Here is a 19127-nt window from a genome sequence, read left to right on the forward strand (position 1 = left end):
TTGTGATGGATTCTAACCTGATGACCAGTTTTCATTTTCTGCGCCCTGAATGGCTTTGGTTGCTGCTACCAGCAGCCCTGTTACTGTGGCAAAACCATCGCCGCCAACTGCAATCCGGCCAGTGGCAAACCCTGATGGACCCACAGCTGCTGGACTATATGGTGGAGCAGCAACCGGCCCAGGGACGCCGCCCCGGACTGATCTGGCTGGCACTGGGATGGTTACTGGCCACTCTGGCCATGGCTGGGCCAAGCTGGGAGAAACTGCCCCAACCCGTATACAAGAACCAACACATACTGGTGATTCTGCTGGATATGTCGTATTCCATGGCCGCCCAGGATATCAAGCCGTCACGGACTGAACGGGCGTTGCAAAAAATCACCGATATTCTCAACAGCCGCCGGGACGGACAAACCGCCCTGATCACCTACGCCGGTGACGCCCATACCGTCACCCCGGTCACCAACGACAGCGGCACCATTGCCAACCTGCTTCCAGCGCTGTCACCTTTTATCATGCCCAGCCCGGGCAGCCGCCCGGACCGCGCCATCGAGCTGGCACAACAACTGGTGCAAGACAGTGGCTACCAGCGGGCTGACCTGCTGCTGATTACCGACGGTATCCAGCCCAGAGACGTTGACCGCATCCAGCAGGTGCTGGATCAAAGGCATTTCCACCTTGGGGTGATCAGCCTTGGCAGCCCTCAAGGGGCACCGATTCCCCTGCCCTCCGGCGGCTTTTTACAAGACAGCAACGGCAGTATTGTATTGCCAGGTCTGGATACCCGACCACTGGATGCATTACAGCAACAGCTGGGTATTCCCTGGCACGCCATCAGCTTGCTTGACGACGACTGGCAAGCCGTTACACCAGCAGCGGCAACCCCGGATTCCCATACCAACCCTGAAGCAAAACACTCGGACCAGAACAACAGTCTGAACCACAGTCAGAGTCAGCCATCCTTCGACCGCTGGCTGGATGAGGGCTTTTGGTTGCTACTGATCATATTGCCTCTGGCGCTGGCCGGATTCCGCCGAGGAGTATTAAGCAGCTGGTGCCTGGTCTTACTCTTGCCGCTCGGGTTGTTATCATCTCCACCCGGCTATGCGGAAACCACCGACAGCAGCGCCAACACTGGCAGTCGCTGGCAAGACTGGTGGTCAACACCGGATCAACAGGGTGCCCGCTTACTGGACACCGACCCGGCCGCCGCGGCCAGCAAGTTTGAAGACCCGGCCTGGCGTGGTACCGCCGCCTATCGAGCCGGTGACTATCAGGCAGCGGTCGACGCTTTTGCCAACGACCCCAGTGCCACCGGCCACTACAATCTGGGCAACGCACTGGCGCAACAGGGCCGCTACGAGGATGCCTTGGCGGCCTACGACAATGCCCTGCAACAGCAGCCCGACATGGAAGATGCCCGCAAGAACCGGGAGATAGTTGAACAGGCACTGAAACAGCAGCAGGACCAGCAAGATCAGAAAAGTCAGGATCAGCAGCAAGATCAGGATAATCAGGGACAACAACAAGACCAGCAAAACCAGCAAAACCAGCAGGGCCAGAATGGTCAGAATGGTCAGGATCAACCGTCCTCGGACTCGTCCTCAAAGAATGCCGATCAGTCCGGTGAGCCGTCTTCCGAGCCACAGCAATCCAGCGAACAACCCAGCGAGCAATCGCCGTCTGACGCCGATAACGATGGCCAGTCAGATCAGCAACCCGGCCAGGATCAGCAGCCGTCTCAGGAATCATCACCAGAAGACGCCGACGACCAGACCAGCGACGACCAGACCAACAAAGACCAGGCTAACAACGACACACCAGCCAACAACCAGGCACCACAGCGCGCGCTTGGGGATATTCCCAGCGATAGCCTCGAACACTTGAGCCCAGAAGAACAAGCCAGCCTGCGCCAATGGCTTAACCGGGTGCCCGACCAGCCCGGCCAGCTGCTGCAACGCAAGTTTTTATATCAGTATTCCCAGCAATCCAAAGATCAGCCGCCAGAGGATGTTTTATGGTAAATCAGCGAGAATTCCGGCTGATGGCCCGCCCCGTTGTCGCCCAAGCCCAAGCTAAAGCCACCCCTGCCCACCAAAGGGGCACGGCTCGTTCACTGCACTCGCTATGGCTACTGCTAGCCCTGCTCCTGATCAGCCCGCGCCTGCTGGCCGACAGCTTTACCGCCAGTGTCGATCGCAGCCAGCTGTCGGAACAGGAAACCCTGCAACTGACCCTGACCCACGATCCGCAAATACTCTTTGGTTCCCCCGACCTGAGCGCCATCCGGCAAGACTTTGAGATTGTGCAAGGGCCCAACCGCATGAACAGCATGCGCTCGGTCAATGGCGAAAGCAGCTCTCGCACCGAATGGACCCTGACCCTGATGCCCAAACGTACCGGTGCCCTGACCATTCCGGCGATTGAGTTTAAAGGTGAACGCAGTCAACCTCTGACCATTACGGTCAAGCCGCTGTCCGACAGCGTGCGCGAACAGGCCAGCCAGCAGGCATTTTTCGATATCCAGCTGGACCAGCAACCTGAATATTATGTCCAGGGCCAAATCCTCTACACCGAAAAGCTTTATTACCGCGTTAATCACCGCGATGCCAATCTCAGTGAATTGCAGGTAGAAGATGCTCGGGTCGAGATGCTGGGAGACCCGAAACATTACACCAGCATGATTAATGGTGAACGGGTCGGCGTCTACGAACGGCGTTATGTGATTTATCCAGAAAAAGCGGGCACCCTGGTGATTCCCGGGCAACGTTTTCAGGCTCTGGGAATTGTGCAAAACGGCAACGACCCCTGGGACCGTCAGCGCACCATGATTTCGGCCGTGACCCGGCCACTGGAGCTGGAGATTTCGCCGATTCCTGCCAACTATCCGGCTGCTCCCTGGCTACCCGCCCAACAGCTCAGCCTGACGGAGCAGTTCAGTGCCGACCCGACCCAATGGCAGGTTGGCGAGCCCATTACCCGGACGTTGATTATCCGCACCGAAGGCATGTCGGCCAGCCAGGTGGTATTACCCGATTTACCCCAACCGGCTGGCATGAAGCAGTACCCGGATCAGTCAGAGTATCAGGATACCCCCGGGGAGCACGGCTTCAGTGGCCAGTTCCAGCAAGCCATTGCCATGGTGCCAACAGCAGCAGGGACCGTCGTCCTGCCGGAGATACGTTTGCCATGGTGGAACACTCATACCAATCAACTGGAATACGCCACACTGCCTGCGCGTACCGTGACGGTATCAGCAGACCCGGCCCAGACTGTCCCAGGTGCACCCAGTGGGATGACAGCCAACCAGCCCCCATCCCAGAGCAGTGCAGCCAGCACGACTCTTAATAACAACACCGCTCTCAGCAATACCAACCCGGGCACCACAATGGCCGGTGCTGCCACCACCCAGGGTATGACTACCATCGGCATTATTGGCTGGGTAGTGGCGCTATTACTGCTGTGCAGTCATCTGTTGTTGCTGTACTGGTGGAAATTCCGCTCGCCACAGCCAACCACACAGGCCAACCAAACGGTTAACAGGGATAAAACGCCGGCCGCCAGCTGGGCAACGCTAACACGGGCGTGTAATCAGGGAACCATGGGAGAAATACGCGCCGCGCTACTGAACTGGCTGGCAACAGAGATGGCGAGCAGTGGTATCAGCCGTATCGATCAGCTGGCCAGCCGGGCTGGCGATCCTGAGCTGGTTCGCAGCTTGCAGCAACTGGACGCCAGCTTGTATGCACCGGAAAACGACCGTTCGAACCTGGATGGCAAACAGCTACTGCGCCAGCTGACACACTGGCGTCAACAGCAAGGTCGCACACAGGCTGGTTCCGGTTCATTGCACGACAGTCTGTATCCATCCTGATACAACGTCCTGAGATAACAGCCAAAAATAACGTTCTGGAATAACCAACGATAGATAACGCTAGATAACGATGGCTGTAGCCCGGCGGTTTTTATTCGACCACCAGCCCATGCTCAGCCAACACAGCCAGCAGGCGGGCTTCATCCCAGACACTGACGCCAAGATTATTGGCCTTGGTCAATTTGGAACCCGCCTTGTCTCCCGCCACCAGAAAATCGGTTTTGGCCGATACACTGCCCGTTACCTTGACTCCCAGTGTTTGCAAATGTGCCTTGGCTTGCTCACGGGACAAGGCCGACAGGGTGCCGGTAATCACCGCGGTTTGCCCGGCCAAAGGCAATGCATCGGCCTCTGACGGCTGCACCGGTTCGGCTTCTGGCCAGACCAGCCCGGCCTGTTGTAATTGCTCGATCACCGTCCGGTTGTGGGCTTCGGCAAAAAAGTTGACCACATGACTGGCCACCACGGTGCCAACATCGGACACCTCCAGCAGTTGTTCAACACTGGCATCCATAATCGCCTGCAAAAAGCCGAAGTGATCGGCCAGACTTTGCGCCGTCACCACACCGACCTCCCGGATACCCAGGGCATACAAAAACCGTCCCAGAGTGGTCTGCCTGGCCTTGTCGAGGGCCGCCAGTACATTGGTGGCCGATTTCTCGCCCATTCGCTCCAGGCCCGACAACTGCTCCAGTGTCAGGTGGAACAGGTCGTCGACAGAATCGATCAGGTTGGCAGCCACCAGTTGTTCTATCAGTTTGTCGCCCAGACCTTCTACATCCAGAGCCTTGCGTGAGGCAAAGTGCTTGATGGCTTCTTTGCGTTGTGCGGCACATACCAGCCCGCCAGTACAACGAGCTACGGCTTCGCCTGCGACCTTTTCAATCAGCGAGTCACACACCGGACAGCGATCAGGCATGACAATCGCTTCGGTCTGCGGCGGCCGTTCTGCCATCACCACGGAAACAATCTGTGGAATCACGTCACCGGCCCGACGAATAATAACGGTATCCCCAATCCGTACTTCCAGCCGGGCGACTTCGTCCATATTGTGCAGCGTGGCATTACTGACGATAACTCCTGCGACTTGCACTGGCTGCAGGCGGGCTACAGGGGTTACAGCACCAGTGCGGCCAACCTGAAAATCCACCCCGATCAAACGGGTCATCTGCTCCAGTGCCGGAAACTTGAAGGCAATCGCCCAGCGTGGTGCCCGGGCCACAAAGCCCAGCTGCTGTTGTAAAGCCAGATCGTTTACCTTGAATACCGAACCATCTATTTCATAGTCCAGCTGATGGCGTTTCTCACCTAACAGCCGATAGCATTGCAGTGCCGGTTCCAGACCGCTGGCAAGACGGGTTTCCGGATTGATACGGATACCCCACCCCTGAATCTGATCCAGCACGCCCCGGTGGGTTGCCGCCAGTTCAAATTCGTCCGAGACGATCCCAACGCTGTAGGCACAAAATTCCAGTGGCCGTTGTGCTGTAATGGCAGAGTCGAGCTGACGCAACGAGCCGGCGGCAGCATTACGTGGATTGGCAAACACCTTGCTGCCGCTGGCTCTGGCCTTGGCGTTGTAGGCCTCAAAGCCGGCCTTGGGCATATAGACTTCGCCACGGACTTCGATACGCTGCGGCCAGTTCTCGCCTTGAAGGCGCAAGGGCACATTCTTGATCGTGCGGACATTCCGGCTAATGTCTTCACCGGTCTGGCCATCGCCACGGGTCGCCGCCCGTACCAACAGGCCATTTTCATACAGCAAGCTGACCGCCAGACCATCCAGCTTTGGTTCACACACCAGTTCAATATCGGTGGTGGTTTTCAGTCGATCCTGCAGGCGCTGGTAAAACGCGGCGAACTCTGTTTCGTTCATGGCGTTATCCAGCGACAGCATTGGCATTTCGTGCCGGATCTGGTCAAACGATGATAACGGTTCGGCACCGACACGCTGGGTGGGTGAGTCTGTGGTAACCAGCTCCGGGAACTGTGCTTCCAGCTGCTGTAACTCCCGCATCAGGCGGTCGTATTCGGCATCGGGAATCAGCGCTTCATCCAGAGTGTAATAACGATAGTTGTGGTCGTTGATTTGCTGACGCAGCTGTTGAATACGGATACTGGCTTCGTTTGCTAACACGACGTCTTGGGAGGTATCGGAGGGCATGACTTTCTGGCTCACACTGGCAGGCGCGGTGCGTGCCGCGCCTGAAGGAATGGGTTGTACACACTGGTGACGCTAGCGCCGCCGGCCTGCTGCCGCCTGTTTTTTGGCCAACAGTGCTTGTCGACGTTCATATTCAAGAATTTGCTGACGATCGTGCTCTACCGTTTGTTTGGTAAAGGTACTGAGCGTGCCATCCTTGAGTTCGGCATTCAGGTGATCGGCCAGCAGCCGCGCCATTTCAGACATGGCCTGATAGGCTTCCAACGGGCGCTTGGCACCTGGCAGGCTTAAAAAGAACGTTAATCCGGCAAAATTCTCATCGGCCATGGTGGCCGGATCAAAGATGCCGGGTTCGTAAGTCTGGGCAATTGAAAACTGGATCGCCCCCTGACCGTCGGCTTCTTCAAAGCGGTGAAATATTTTTTCTTCGCCGTAACGCAGGTCACAGCCATCAAACAGGTGTAAGAGTGCCAGACCGGAAAATCCTGCCTCATCCCGAGCACGGGCGTGCACAACCAGTACGACTTCTGCTGCAGCGCGACTGGACAGCTGTTCAGCATTCTCGCCAGCATAAATAATCAACTCACTGCCCTGATCCGCACCCTGTTCTTCTTGCAGGGCAATCTCATCTTCAAGATGTGGCTGCTGGTCGTCCTCTGCCTGACTGTCAGCCAATGTGGTGTCGGCTTCCTCATGACTGGTTTCGTACCCAGTCGATATGGCCGCCTGTTCTTCTGTCCTGGCCTCTGGCTCGATAATCACTTCCTGCTCACCCAGCGCTTCGACGGTCATCAACAGCGGTACGGATTCATCCAGATTCACCGGCTGGGCTTTGGGGATGATGGCGGCCGGTGGCTGCTCGTCGGTTGACTGGTCTATTTCCTGGCTACGGGCATTCAGCCAGCTTTCAATATTGTCTTGCAAGCCCTGTTCTTCTGTACTCCCGGTCTCGGGTTCCAGAACATCGGTACGGGGAGCAGCCAGATCGTCACGGTCACTGGCCCAGGCCTCGGGAACAAAAGCGTCGATATCCCCCGGGTTGTCTGTATTGCCGGAGTCGCTGGCCGTTATCGGGTCATCCTCGGATTCAGAATCCTCCACTACCCGAAAACGCCCACCCGGTAACTCAGGGTTGTGATTATCTTGCGGAAATTTGAAATTCTTGTTGATGTCCAGCTTCAGTGCCATCGCCCGGGCACGCTTCATTCGCCGTATGCCATCCACTACGATCGTCACGACTGCCAGTAACCCCAGCAAAATCATGACCGTTTTCCAGGTCAGTTCCATAACGCCCTCTTCGTCTGTGTATTATCGGGCAACTGGATTTGGTGTCTCATAAAACCCGTTGTAGGTTGCCCGCTGTATTCTGTTGTTGATTGCGCCCTTTCTGACGCCCGGCAGCTTAACGCTTACTGTTCGATCATTTCTGCCGCCGCTTCGACATCAACAGAAACCAGCCTGGACACGCCAGGCTCCTGCATGGTGACACCCAGTAATCGGGATGCCATTTCCATTGCGATTTTGTTGTGGGTAATAAATATAAATTGCACCTTGTCTGACATTGCCTTTACCAGTTTGGCATAACGTCCGACATTGGCATCATCCAATGGTGCGTCTACTTCATCGAGCATACAAAACGGCGCCGGATTCAGCTGGAAGATGGAAAATACCAGTGCGATTGCCGTTAATGCTTTTTCACCGCCCGACAGCAAGTGAATAGTGCTGTTTTTCTTGCCCGGAGGCCGCGCCATAATGGCTACGCCTGTGCTCAGCAAGTCATCATCGGTCAGGTCCAACCAGGCATGCCCACCACCAAATACCTTGGGAAACAGGTCGGCCAGGCCGTGGTTGATTTTATCAAAGGTCTCTTTGAATCGGGTACGGGTCTCACGGTCAATTTTATGAATGGCGCTTTCCAATGTTGCCAGCGCGGTTTCCAGATCGTTACTCTGGGTATCCAGATACACTTTACGTTCTGACTGCAGTCGATATTCATCGATGGCCGCCAGGTTGATATTGCCAAGACGCCGAATGCGTTCACCCAGGTCAGACAGGTCTTGCTGCCAACGTTCGGGGTCCGCTTCTTCTGGCATATTGTCCAGCACGTCTTTCAGGGTCAGTTTTTCTTCCTGCAGCTGTTCGATCAGCCCTTGGCGACGAATATCCAGCGCCTGACATTCCAGTCGTACGGCTTCCAGCTGGTTACGCACTTCCAAGGCCTGTTGTTCTGCCTGACCACGCTGTTGCTCCAGCTGCCGCAATCCGGTTTCTGTGCTTTCCAGCTGGCTACGGGCTGCCTGTACCTGCTGTTCTGCCTGTTGGCGTCGGGTTAACAGTTGTTGCAGTTCTGATTTTAACTGCTCCAGATCAATATTATGATCTTGCGTTTGGCTTGACAGTATAGCCTTTTTTCTTCCACGCCACTGTTCCAGCTGCGCCTGTAACCTCTGTAGTGCCGTGTTTAGCGACTGAATACGGCTATCCAGTTCACGTTGTCCCAATGCGGCCTGATGAGCGGCTTGCTGTTGTTGTTGCAATAATGCCCGTGCATCATCCAATTGTTGCTGTTTGCTGTCTCGCTGCTGCAGCAGTTGGTCACGCTCATCGCCATATTGTTCAATCGCGGCATTGGCTTCTTGCCATTGCAGCCGGGTTTCTTCCAGTTCTTCTTGCAAAAATGCCTGTTGTTCACGGGCTTCCGCCAGGTCGTCATCGATACGCCGGCTTCGTTGTGCCGCCTGTTCGGCCCGGGCCTGGTGGGCTGACAGCTGGGTTTGTAGTGTCATCAACTGGCTGTTGACCTGCTGCCATTCCCGTTGGGCATTGTCCCGTTGCTGTTCCAGGCCACGCAAGCGCATCCGCGCTGCTTCGTAATCGGCTTCCCACTCTTCCACGTCCATATCCAGCTGGTCCCATTGCTCCAGCAACAGTTCCAGCTCTTGCTGGCGACCCAGAACACTGCCCTGGCTTTCGTCCTGGCGTTGTACCCGTATCCAGTCACGGCCAACCCGTACTGCGTCGGCAGTGATCCAGCTTTCTCCGACGGCCAGCTGGTGACGCTGCGCCAGGGCCTGGTCAAGGGAGTCTATGGTGCGTACGGAGGCCAACAGGTCGTCCAGCGGATAAGCACACTGTACCCGTTGCAGCAGGGAGTCCGGGGCCAGCGCGGTATTGCTCGCATCAACGGCGGAGTCGGACCAGAGCACCAGGCTGCCTTCCTGCAAGCTGTCCAGCCATTGGCTGGCGGCGTCCAGATTATCGATCACCAGCGCTTGCAAGTAGTCCCCCAGGACTGCTTCCACTGCGTCTTCCCAGCCTCGTTCAACCTGCAGCCGTTCTGCCAGTCGGGGTTTGCGCGCCAGCTGACGGCTTTCCAGCCAACGGGCCATGGCATCGCTGCCTTGCCCCAGTGCGGCTTTTTGCAGCGCTTCCAGTGTTGCCTTGCGATTGCTGAGGGTGTTGAGTTGCTGGCGACCGGTTTCTATTTGCTGTCGTTGTTGCTCGATCTCGCCCCGAACTCGCTCAGCCTGTTCTTTACTGCTGTCGGCACGCTGTTGCTGGTCTTCTGCTTGCAGCTCGTATTCGCTCACTTCTTCTTGCAGCAGCTGGATTTCATCCTGTTCCGGGCTGTTCTGTAGTTGCTGTTGCTCGCTTTGCAATTTTTGTAGCTGTTGCTGCAAGCGCGTCAGTTGCTGCTCCAGGGATTGGATCCGGGTCTGGGCAACGTCGGCCTGACGGGCTGGCTCACCCGCCCGTTGGGTAAACTGTTGCCAGTCATCCTGCCAACGGGCTTGCTCATGTTCGGCGTCTTCGAGCTGCTCTTTGGCTTGCTGTAGTAACTCGTCCAACAGTTCCTGTTCCGGTGCCTGTTGCAGACGCTCGGCTTCCAGCTGATCCAGTTGCTGCTGATCGGCTTCCAGGGCGATCTGGCAGGCTTCCAGCTCACGTTCGGCTTCGGCCAGATTACGGCTCAGTTCCTGCGACATTTGCGACTGGTGTTCTATTTTTTGTTCCTGGCGGGCAATCAGGGCACCGACTTCATAAAACTGGCCCTGCACTTCCTGAAACTGTTCGTTGTGTTCCGTTTGTTGTAGCCGTAACGATTCGGTTGTGGTGTCGATGCGCACCTGCTCGGATCGATACGCTTCCAGACGTGTATCCAGCTCACTGATCAATAACTCGCGCTGGCAGTACTCCTGATCCAGTTGCTGCCATTTCAGTGCCTGCAACTGGGCTTTTTTCTGCCGCTCTTCGGCTTTGAGTGCCTTGTATTTTTCCGCGGCCTCCGCCTGGCGCTGCAGATGCCCCAGTTGGCGGGTCAGTTCGTCGCGAATATCCTGCAGGCGTTCGAGGTTTTCCTGCGTGCGGCGCATGCGGTTTTCGGTATCACGGCGGCGGTCTTTATAACGGGAGATACCCGCCGCTTCTTCAACGTAAATCCGCAGTTCTTCCGGTTTGGCTTCAATCAGGCGGGAGATCATGCCCTGTTCGATAATGGCGTAGGAACGAGGCCCCAGGCCAGTCCCCAGAAACAGGTCGGTAATGTCTTTACGGCGACAGCGGCTGCCATTCAGAAAGTAGGTAGACTGGCCATCCCGGGTAACCTGGCGACGGACGCCAATTTCGGTGTAGGCCGCATATTCTCCCCGCAGCGTCTGGTCGCTGTTGTCAAAAATCAGGTCAACGCTGGCTTTGCCTACCGGCTTGCGCTCGGAAGAACCATTAAAGATAACGTCGGTCATCGAGTCGCCACGCAGGTATTTGGCTGAGCTTTCGCCCATCACCCAGCGCACCGCATCAATGGTGTTGGATTTGCCGCACCCATTAGGGCCAACGATACCGGTCATATTGGTATCAAAGCTGACCGTGGTGGAGTCGACAAAAGATTTGAAGCCAGAGAGTTTGATGGCCTTCAGGCGCATAGGAATCCGGTGGAGTTGGGCTGTACAGGGCAACAGCCCGAATAATACGCAATATTAATTGGAAGTGGCTAATCACGCCACTTCTACAGCGTCAGATTGACTCTTTCTGTGCATTGGCTTCGATGGCTTGCACTACCAGCAAGCAGTGACGCTTACAATATTCATTGACCAACGCCTGTACTTCATCACAGCGTTCACCCAGGGTATAGCCGATCAGGCGGGTAACAAACAGACTGGTTTCGTTCATTTCGCCCAGGTTTTTGCGTAATGCCAGGGCCAGCGCCCGATGCAGGGGAGGCTGCAGGTTGTCGAGGGCAGTTTTCAGGTATTCATTGCCGGCCGCTACCGCGGCGCTGGATATCAGTTCGAAGTTGGCATCGATAAACTGGTGAGGGTCGTGCTCGGCGGCGGTGTTACTCAGTTTGTTGACCAGCGCTTCCAGTGTTTGCTTGTCTTCTTCTTTCCAGCTCCAGGAAAGTTTCTCTGCCAGCATTTCAAGCAGGTTGCCATACAACCGATACAGGCTGCGTACACGGTCGGCATTCAGTTCGGTGACATAAGCACCCCGGCGCGGCTGGATAGTGACCAGATGCCGACGTTCCAGAATCAGCAGTGCTTCGCGAACCGACCCACGACTGACCTTCAGCTCGGTTACGATACGAGCTTCCTGGATACGCTCGTTATTGACCAGGTCTCCCTGGATAATGCGATTGGCCAGGTGATTGGCTATTTGTTCTGCAAGACTTTCGGCGACAACAAACGCCATAAATCAATTCCTCGTAAAGCGATATATATGACCCGAGACCATCCTCTGGCTCAGGCTATGCAACGTTGACTGTCATCATGCTCGGGTCAACATATTATCGGTAATCATGTTTTTTACGGATACTCCACAGCACGATTGCTGAAAACGGGAGTTTTCTCCGTCATTTGTGCTACAGAACTCCCCCATCCGGGAAATGGTAGCATAGGCATACAGCAAAACGGCTCAGGCTGTCCTGCTTAGCATAACCTGCTCCAACATCTCTGTAATCACGCGACCATCCAATAATCATCGACGCAAGAGGGAAACGACAGGGAATCTACAAAAAGAGCCCACTTGGCCAAAAACAACACTTAGTCTCTTGCCAGGAACAATAACTACCGAAAAAAGCATCTTTCTCAGCCAAAAGTACCAATTTCTACGAATGATCAATCAACTTTGTGCTTTTATACTGCCTGCTGAAAAGACCCGGACAGTATAAAACGCCCATGTTGTCTATGGAGCCGTCACTGTTTGCCCGCAATAGACAGCAGCCTCTCGTCGGTCTGGCCGGAGCATATTGACACATATGCGACCAAGTCAACAGAAGCATGCATATATGTGTGTGACAACGATATTCCGGATGAGACACAACCAGTGGTTTTTGCATACTCAACCAACAGTGACAACATGAATAGCGCATCAGCGGATAACGACAACAAAAAATCGATGGAATTCCTGACCCAGCTGGGACAACGAATTTCCACCATGGCCGATCTGGTCGGTGGCAAAAAGAAACTCGCCGATGCCGCTGGTATTTCAGAGTCACAGCTTTACCGTTGCATCAAAGGTGCCAGTGCCACCACGGTCGAACCACTGGTCGCCATGGCAAAAGCCGCCAACGTTTCCATTGAATGGGCAATATCCGGCGAAGGCCTGATGCAAGCCTGTCCTGATCAAAAAACAGCGCGCATCGACACCCCCACTCCGTGCCATACCGGCTCACTCCCCTTGTGCGACAAGCACACGACCTGCGCAGAATTTGCCCCTCCCAACCACTGGGCCAAACAACGGGGCTTGAACGACCAGAGCCTGAGATTAATAACGGCCCGGGGCGACAGTATGGAACCCACCATTACCAACGGTAGCCTGGTGCTGATCGACACCGGAAATACCTCACTGGAAGATGGTTATCTGTACGCGTTGCGAGAAGATACTTTCGAAGTCATACGGCGCATTCAGCGCAAACCGGGTCAGGGCATCTGGCTACTGACCGATAATACCCACTATACCGATATCCTGTTGGCAGCAGACGATATCAACCCATTGGGAATCATTGGCCGAGTCGTCTGGATTGGCAGAGATGTATAAGCCCTGATACAGGGCTTATACACAACCAACGGATTCAGGCAGTGGCTTGCCGAGCCCGAATGGCAATCAGAACACCCGCCACAATCATCACCATTGCCAGCAACATCAGCAGGGTCAGATGCTCAGACAAGACCAGCGCCCCCATTAATACCGCCAGCCCTGGCACCAACAGCTGCACCTGTGCTGCCCGATGAATCCCCAACCAGGGCAACACCTGATACCAGCCAAAATAGCCGACTCCGGACGCCACAGCTCCTGACAGAATCGCCAGTAATAACGGCTGCCAGTCCAACAGTTCTGCGACAGCAGCAAAAGGCAATAACAGCATCGACAGAATACTCGCCGCGACAAACGCTGCCTGCACATCCGCCAGCGGTGTCGATGAACCTTGTCCCAACACCACAAAGCTGGTCCAGCCCACGGCAGAAACCACCATCAGTAATACCGCCCACCAGGAATATACGGCACTCCCGGGCAGTAACAGCAGTGCCAGTCCGCTGATGGAAACCAGCATGCCTGCCACTTGCCAGCGTCCCGGGTGTTCACCGCGCCAGATATTGACCAGTTGCAGGCCGATTTGTACCGTGGCGAACAGCACAAAAGCGCCAACACCGGTATCCAGACTGACATAGGCCATGGAAAACGCTGCAGCATAAACAAATAGTCCCAACCCCAGAAACCAGAAACGGGGAGCCTTGATGCTTACTCGGTTATGAGTTGCTGCCCGCGCATTTTGAAACCACAATAACAGGCTCAACACCACGGCACCGGATACCAGCCGAATCATGGTGAAATTTTCAGGGTCAAAATTATATTCCCGCAGCGCCCAGCGGCAGAGCAGAGAATTGGCGGCAAAAGCCAGTAAAACGAACGCAGTCTGAATCACCATCATATGCTCACTTGTTGTTAATATTATTCGGGCAATTTGCTGCCGTTTTTCTTTATCGATCAATTGATAAAAATACCCGGCAGCGACTTATCATCGCTACATGCCTCTGTCTCCACACTTATCATTGAGTCGTAGTGGAGCATAACACTAAAGTATGACACCTGAGGCTGCCGTCATAACTGACTATTCCGTCGATTAAGAAAAAGTATTATCTATTCCACCAGCGCAGCGTCTGCCTGCGCCAAACCCGATGCTGACAGGCCAGGGCAAGAGTCCGTTATCCATCCGCGGCATGCGTTGATACAGCAAGCAACACGACCAGGGTTTTCCTGACAAAGAGTTACCCACGAAGGGTTTGCCTGCCAAGGAATGCATCTGCTAATCTGCCCCGTCAACGTTTGACCCCGACACCTGCTTGCTGCGCATCAGCGATCGCTCCGGCATAACGTTTCATGCCGTCACACGCCGGATGCTCGAGGTACTGGTGCACAGTAATGATCCTGCCTTGGCTGGCATACTGACCGGGTCGGCGTTAGCAATTTTGTTGCCCCTTTGCTTTGCCATGATCAATACGCCATGACACATTCACAACGCTGCAGCCGGGCGTTTTTCGCCGGATCGAGCGGTTCCGCCCGGATCTGATTCCTCAGCCAGTTCAGAGATATTTCATGATTAAACAGTCTGCCCTGATTCTGATCGGAGCACTTACCCTAAACAGCCTGATAGCCAGTGCCGACCCGTCACACAGCTGGAGTTACGAAGGTGTCAACGGCCCGGAGCACTGGTCCAGTCTTTCAGACAACAACACCGCCTGTAACCATGGCTGGAATCAGTCACCGCTCAATCTGACCGCCATGATTGATGCCGATCAGTTACCGCTGGTCTTGAATTACCACCCGGGCGGCAAGGAAATCCTTAACAACGGCCACACCGTACAAGTCAATTACGCTACGGGAAATACCTTGAATGTGGGTTACCACCGTTTCAACCTGATGCAATTACATTTTCATACGCCGTCAGAAAACCGTATTGAAAGCCGCTCCTACCCGATGGAAATGCATATGGTTCATGCCACACCGGAAGGGCGGCTGGCCGTGTTGGCTATCATGTTCAAGACCGGCAAGAAAAACGCCGAACTGGCCAGGATCTGGGATGACCTGCCGCAGCCTGGCCAGCGCAGGGCATTGAAGGGCTCGCTGGATATCACCCAATTACTGCCCTCTTCACTGGATTACATTCGCTACAACGGCTCCTTAACCACGCCGCCCTGTACAGAAGGAGTCAGCTGGTTTGTACTGAAAACACCGATCGAAGCCTCCGCTGACCAGATGACAAGATTTACCCGCCTGATTGGCGAGAACAACCGCCCGCTACAGCATCTGAATGCCCGCGTGATTATCAAATAGAACAACGGCCAGTGCAGGCGCCTGCTTGCCTTGCTCCCGAGCCGAACCACAAGACAGGCCAGAACAAGCAAAAACGAGCCAAAAAAAAGCCCGCAGCGATCACCATCGCTGCGGGCTTTTTCATTCCATGCAACAGCAAACCGACGAGCCCTGACGGTCTGCTATGGCATTGAATGACTGTCGGTCAAATCATGCCTCGAGGCGTTCCCACACAGTGGCAATCCCCTGACCCAAACCGATACACATGGTCGATACGCCGTAACGACCGCCTTGCTGTTCCAGCACATTGATCAGCGTGGTCGAGATACGGGCACCGGAACATCCCAGCGGATGACCCAACGCAATCGCACCACCATGAATGTTGACGTGATCATCTGCAACCGCAGTCAGCTTGAGGTCCTTGATGCAAGGCAAGGATTGTGCGGCAAAGGCTTCGTTCAGTTCCCAGTAATCAATATCACTGGTTTCCAGACCGGCACGCTTCAAGGCTTTTTTGGTTGCTGGCACCGGGCCATAACCCATAATCGCTGCATCCACACCGGCAACCGCCATCGACACGATACGAGCACGGGGCTTGAGACCCAGCTCGGCGGCTTTTTCCGCACTCATCAGCAACATTGCTGCCGCACCATCGGTGATCTGGGAAGAAGTACCGGCCGTGACCGTCCCACTTTTTGGATCAAACGCCGGGCGCAAGGCACCCAGGGTCTGTAACGTGGTTTCCGGACGAATGGTTTCGTCTTCGCTAATCAATACCTGTTTGCCATCCGCATCGTGGCCATATATCGGGATGATTTCGTTCTTGAACTTGCCATCCAGCGTTGCCTGATGCGCACGCTGATGCGAGCGCACTGCGAAGGCATCCTGTTGGTCACGGCTGATGCCGTGCATCTTGCCGAGCATTTCTGCGGTCAGCCCCATCATGTTGGAGGCCTTGGCAAAATGCTTGGACGATGCCGGGTTATGATCAAAACCATGGGTCATTTCGACGTGACCCATATGCTCAACCCCCCCCACCACAAATACATCACCGTTGCCGGTCATAATGGCCTGGGCCGCCGTATGAATGGCGCTCATGGCCGATCCACACAAACGGTTAACGGTTTGTGCACCGGCTTCTTTCGGGACTTTGGTGAGCAGGCCAATCTGGCGCGCCACGTTAAAGCCCTGCTCTTTGGTCTGGTTCACACAGCCCCAGATAATATCTTCCACCAGCTTGGGTGGCACTTCCGGGTTGCGGTCAAACAGTGCATCGATAATTGTGGCGGACAGGGTTTCTGCACGGACATGACGGAAAGCGCCACCACGGGAGCGGCCCATTGGCGTACGAACCGCGTCGATCACTACAACGTCTTTAGGATTCAGGGTTGTCATAAATTTCTCCAGGTTCGCTCTTATTCCGCACTGTCTGTGGTAACGGCTGCCGGGAAGTAGGACTCACCGTTGGCGGCCATTTCTCGCATACGGTCCGTCGGCTCATACAGTTTGCCCAGATGCACAAAACGGTCACACTGCTCAACAAAGCTGGCCAGGCCCACGGTATCCATATAACGGCAAGCGCCGCCACGGAATGGTGGGAAACCGATACCAAAGACCAGACCCATATCCGCTTCTGCGGCGGTATCTACAATGCCTTCTTCCAGACAGCGGGCAATTTCGATACACATCGGAATCATACAGCGGGCAATGATGTCGTCGGCTTCAAAGTCGGTCGCGGCTGCCACTACAGGCTGAATCAGTTCGTAGGTGGTTTGATCAACAACTTTTTTCGGTTTGCCTTTCTTGTCGGTTTCGTATTTATAAAAACCTGCACCGTTTTTCTGACCATAACGATGGTTTTCAAACATGACCTCCATCGAGGTTGTGTAATCGGCTTTCATACGATCCGGGAAGCCTGCCGCCATGACTTCGTTGGCGTGCACACCGGTATCAATACCAACAACATCGAGCAGGTAGGCAGGCCCCATTGGGAAGCCGAACTTTTCCATCACCTTGTCGATTTTCTGGAAGTCGGCACCGTCTCGTACCAAACCTGCAAAACCGGCGAAATACGGGAACAAGACCCGGTTCACCAGGAAGCCCGGGCAATCGTTGACCACAATCGGGGTCTTGCCCATTTTCTTGGCGTAAGCCACGACGGTTGCTACTGCTTCGTTGGACGTTTTTGAACCACGAATAACTTCCACCAGCGGCATCATATGTACCGGGTTAAAGAAGTGCATACCGAGGAAATTTTCCGGCCGCTTGAGATCGGCTGCCAGCAAATCAATCGAAATGGTCGAGGTGTTGGAGGTCACAATCGTGTCTGCAGATACCTGGTCTTCCAGCTCAGCCAGGACTGCTTTTTTGACGTTCGGGTTTTCCACGACCGCTTCCACCACGGTATTGACCGTACCGAAGTCACCATAACTGAGCGTTGGACGAATACGGTTTAATGACTCGCCCATTTTCAGCGCGGTCATCTTGCCTTTATCCACCCGACGGGACAGCAGCTTGTTGGCTTCATTCAGACCCAGCTCAATGCCGTCTTCACTGATGTCTTTCATCAGGATTGGCGTACCTTTATAGGCACTCTGGTAAGCAATACCACCGCCCATGATACCGGCGCCCAATACTGCTGCCATGGCCGTTGGCCTGGCGATCTTGTCGTATTCCTTGGCTTTCTTTTTCAGCAGCTGATCATTGAGGAACAAGCCGATCAAGGCCTGGCTTTCGGTGGTTTTGGCCAGGGTCGCAAAGTTTTTGGCTTCAACGAGCAGCGCTTTGTCGCGGCTCATGGAGCAATGTTTCTGCATGGTTTTGATGGCCGTTACCGGCGCTGGATAGTGGCCTTTGGTCTGCCCCATCACAAAACCCTTGGCGGTCTCGAACACCATCATGGCTTCCATGGTGTCCAGCATCATCTTGCTTGTTTTTTCGGCCCGACGCTGTTGCCAGTTGATGTCTCCGGCAATCGCCGCTTCCAGCATCAGAATAGCTTGTGGACGCAGTGCATCGGCGCTGAATACCGCATCGACAGCACCATCGGCCAGCGCCTTGTCGGCTTTCTGTTCGTTGCCCATGCAGATCCACTCGATCGCATTGTCAGCACCGATCAGACGTGGCAAACGCACAGTGCCGCCAAAGCCCGGCATGATACCCAGTTTGACTTCAGGCAACCCCACTTTGGCGGTGTCGGCCATCACCCGGATATCGGTCGACAATACCAGTTCCATACCACCACCCAGCGCAATACCGTTGATCACTGACAAGGTGGGTACTGGCAAGTCTTCAAGGGCAGAGAAAACACTGTTGGCGTAGCCGATCCATTCGATGATGGATGCTTCTGGTCCAGCAAAGTAGCCGCCGAACTCGGTGATATCAGCACCCACGATAAATGAGTCTTTACCGGACGTTAACAGCACGCCCCGGACCGTATCATTGGCAGCAATCGCGGCAGTGGCAGCCTGTAACTCTTCCAGTGCGGCGCGGTTGAATTTGTTGACGGACTCGCCCTGCAGGTCGAACCTGAGTTCGGCGATGTCACCTTCGATCATGCTGACCGTGATGGCTTTACCTTCGTAAATCATCAACTGATCTCCAAGTGGTGGTTAGCGTAAGGACTGTTGGTTGACAGCCCGATCCATGGTTTGTGCCTTCGCATCATATGGTTATCTATTATGGACACGAAGCTATTTTCAAACACTCGATTAATACGACCGTTTGAATAATGAAACAACCTTCGTTGAATCTCACAGCAAAGTCAACAGCCAGATTGGA

The 19127-nt window shown here is 54.9% G+C and carries 11 protein-coding genes; 4 read left to right on the forward strand and 7 right to left on the reverse strand.

The window, feature by feature from the left end; genetic code table 11:
* Nucleotides 1-5 precede the first annotated feature (5 nt).
* The gene (locus tag Q8W24_RS05850) at nucleotides 6-2024 is read left to right on the forward strand and encodes a VWA domain-containing protein (RefSeq protein WP_305474743.1); all 2019 of its coding nucleotides are present in this window, start codon (nucleotides 6-8) and stop codon (nucleotides 2022-2024) included.
* Nucleotides 2018-3874 carry a BatD family protein gene (locus Q8W24_RS05855; RefSeq protein WP_305414829.1) on the forward strand — a complete coding sequence of 619 codons (1857 nt, stop codon included), beginning with the start codon at nucleotides 2018-2020 and terminating at the stop codon, nucleotides 3872-3874. Before Q8W24_RS05850 ends, Q8W24_RS05855 begins: the two co-directional genes overlap by 7 nt.
* 91 nt (nucleotides 3875-3965) lie before the next feature.
* Here the strand turns inward: Q8W24_RS05855 and ligA are convergent, their stop codons facing one another.
* From ligA to Q8W24_RS05875, 4 genes are all read right to left on the reverse strand, one after another.
* Nucleotides 3966-6038 (reverse strand): NAD-dependent DNA ligase LigA, encoded by a 2073-nt coding sequence (gene ligA / locus Q8W24_RS05860; protein ID WP_303434021.1) that lies wholly within the window; start codon nucleotides 6036-6038, stop codon nucleotides 3966-3968.
* Between the two features lie 72 nt (nucleotides 6039-6110).
* Entirely contained in the window at nucleotides 6111-7325 is a 1215-nt protein-coding gene (locus Q8W24_RS05865) for a cell division protein ZipA C-terminal FtsZ-binding domain-containing protein (RefSeq protein ID WP_305474703.1), read from the reverse strand.
* Nucleotides 7326-7447: 122 nt separating this feature from the next.
* Entirely contained in the window at nucleotides 7448-10960 is a 3513-nt protein-coding gene (smc, locus tag Q8W24_RS05870; RefSeq protein ID WP_305474705.1) for a chromosome segregation protein SMC, read from the reverse strand.
* A 91-nt stretch (nucleotides 10961-11051) separates the two neighbouring features.
* Nucleotides 11052-11726, reverse strand: a complete 675-nt coding sequence (locus Q8W24_RS05875) for a GntR family transcriptional regulator (protein WP_303434024.1) — start codon at nucleotides 11724-11726, stop codon at nucleotides 11052-11054.
* 666 nt (nucleotides 11727-12392) lie between these two features.
* On the opposite strand from Q8W24_RS05875, the gene Q8W24_RS05880 reads away from it, so the two are divergent.
* Nucleotides 12393-13073, forward strand: coding sequence for a S24 family peptidase (locus tag Q8W24_RS05880; protein WP_303434025.1), 681 nt, complete (start codon nucleotides 12393-12395; stop codon nucleotides 13071-13073).
* Between the two features lie 34 nt (nucleotides 13074-13107).
* Here Q8W24_RS05880 and Q8W24_RS05885 read toward each other — a convergent pair whose 3' ends face one another.
* Nucleotides 13108-13965, reverse strand: a complete 858-nt coding sequence (locus Q8W24_RS05885; RefSeq protein ID WP_305474707.1) for a DMT family transporter — start codon at nucleotides 13963-13965, stop codon at nucleotides 13108-13110.
* A gap of 665 nt (nucleotides 13966-14630) precedes the next feature.
* Between Q8W24_RS05885 and Q8W24_RS05890 the strand changes: the two genes are divergently transcribed.
* Nucleotides 14631-15368, forward strand: coding sequence for a carbonic anhydrase (locus Q8W24_RS05890; RefSeq protein WP_305474708.1), 738 nt, complete (start codon nucleotides 14631-14633; stop codon nucleotides 15366-15368).
* 189 nt (nucleotides 15369-15557) lie between these two features.
* Here the strand turns inward: Q8W24_RS05890 and fadA are convergent, their stop codons facing one another.
* Nucleotides 15558-16742, reverse strand: a complete 1185-nt coding sequence (gene fadA, locus Q8W24_RS05895) for an acetyl-CoA C-acyltransferase FadA (RefSeq protein WP_303434028.1) — start codon at nucleotides 16740-16742, stop codon at nucleotides 15558-15560.
* Nucleotides 16743-16762: 20 nt separating this feature from the next.
* A complete protein-coding gene (gene fadB / locus Q8W24_RS05900) occupies nucleotides 16763-18937 on the reverse strand; it encodes a fatty acid oxidation complex subunit alpha FadB (RefSeq protein ID WP_305474710.1) in 2175 nt (724 codons plus the stop codon).
* Between the last annotated feature and the right edge of the window lie 190 nt (nucleotides 18938-19127).

It is taken from the genome of Oceanobacter sp. 4_MG-2023, from assembly GCF_030689165.1.
Classification (GTDB): Bacteria; Pseudomonadota; Gammaproteobacteria; order Pseudomonadales; family Oceanobacteraceae; genus Oceanobacter.

Bases quoted from the DNA above. Each gene is read 5' to 3' on its own strand.
- fadB (WP_305474710.1), bottom strand. From the start codon at position 18,937: ATGATTTACGAAGGTAAAGCCATCACGGTCAGCATGATCGAAGGTGAC.
- fadA (WP_303434028.1), bottom strand. From the start codon at position 16,742: ATGACAACCCTGAATCCTAAAGACGTTGTAGTGATCGACGCGGTTCGT.
- ligA (WP_303434021.1), bottom strand. From the start codon at position 6,038: ATGCCCTCCGATACCTCCCAAGACGTCGTGTTAGCAAACGAAGCCAGT.
- Q8W24_RS05890 (WP_305474708.1), top strand. From the start codon at position 14,631: ATGATTAAACAGTCTGCCCTGATTCTGATCGGAGCACTTACCCTAAAC.
- smc (WP_305474705.1), bottom strand. From the start codon at position 10,960: ATGCGCCTGAAGGCCATCAAACTCTCTGGCTTCAAATCTTTTGTCGAC.
- Q8W24_RS05855 (WP_305414829.1), top strand. From the start codon at position 2,018: ATGGTAAATCAGCGAGAATTCCGGCTGATGGCCCGCCCCGTTGTCGCC.
- Q8W24_RS05875 (WP_303434024.1), bottom strand. From the start codon at position 11,726: ATGGCGTTTGTTGTCGCCGAAAGTCTTGCAGAACAAATAGCCAATCAC.
- Q8W24_RS05850 (WP_305474743.1), top strand. From the start codon at position 6: ATGGATTCTAACCTGATGACCAGTTTTCATTTTCTGCGCCCTGAATGG.
- Q8W24_RS05880 (WP_303434025.1), top strand. From the start codon at position 12,393: ATGAATAGCGCATCAGCGGATAACGACAACAAAAAATCGATGGAATTC.
- Q8W24_RS05885 (WP_305474707.1), bottom strand. From the start codon at position 13,965: ATGATGGTGATTCAGACTGCGTTCGTTTTACTGGCTTTTGCCGCCAAT.
- Q8W24_RS05865 (WP_305474703.1), bottom strand. From the start codon at position 7,325: ATGGAACTGACCTGGAAAACGGTCATGATTTTGCTGGGGTTACTGGCA.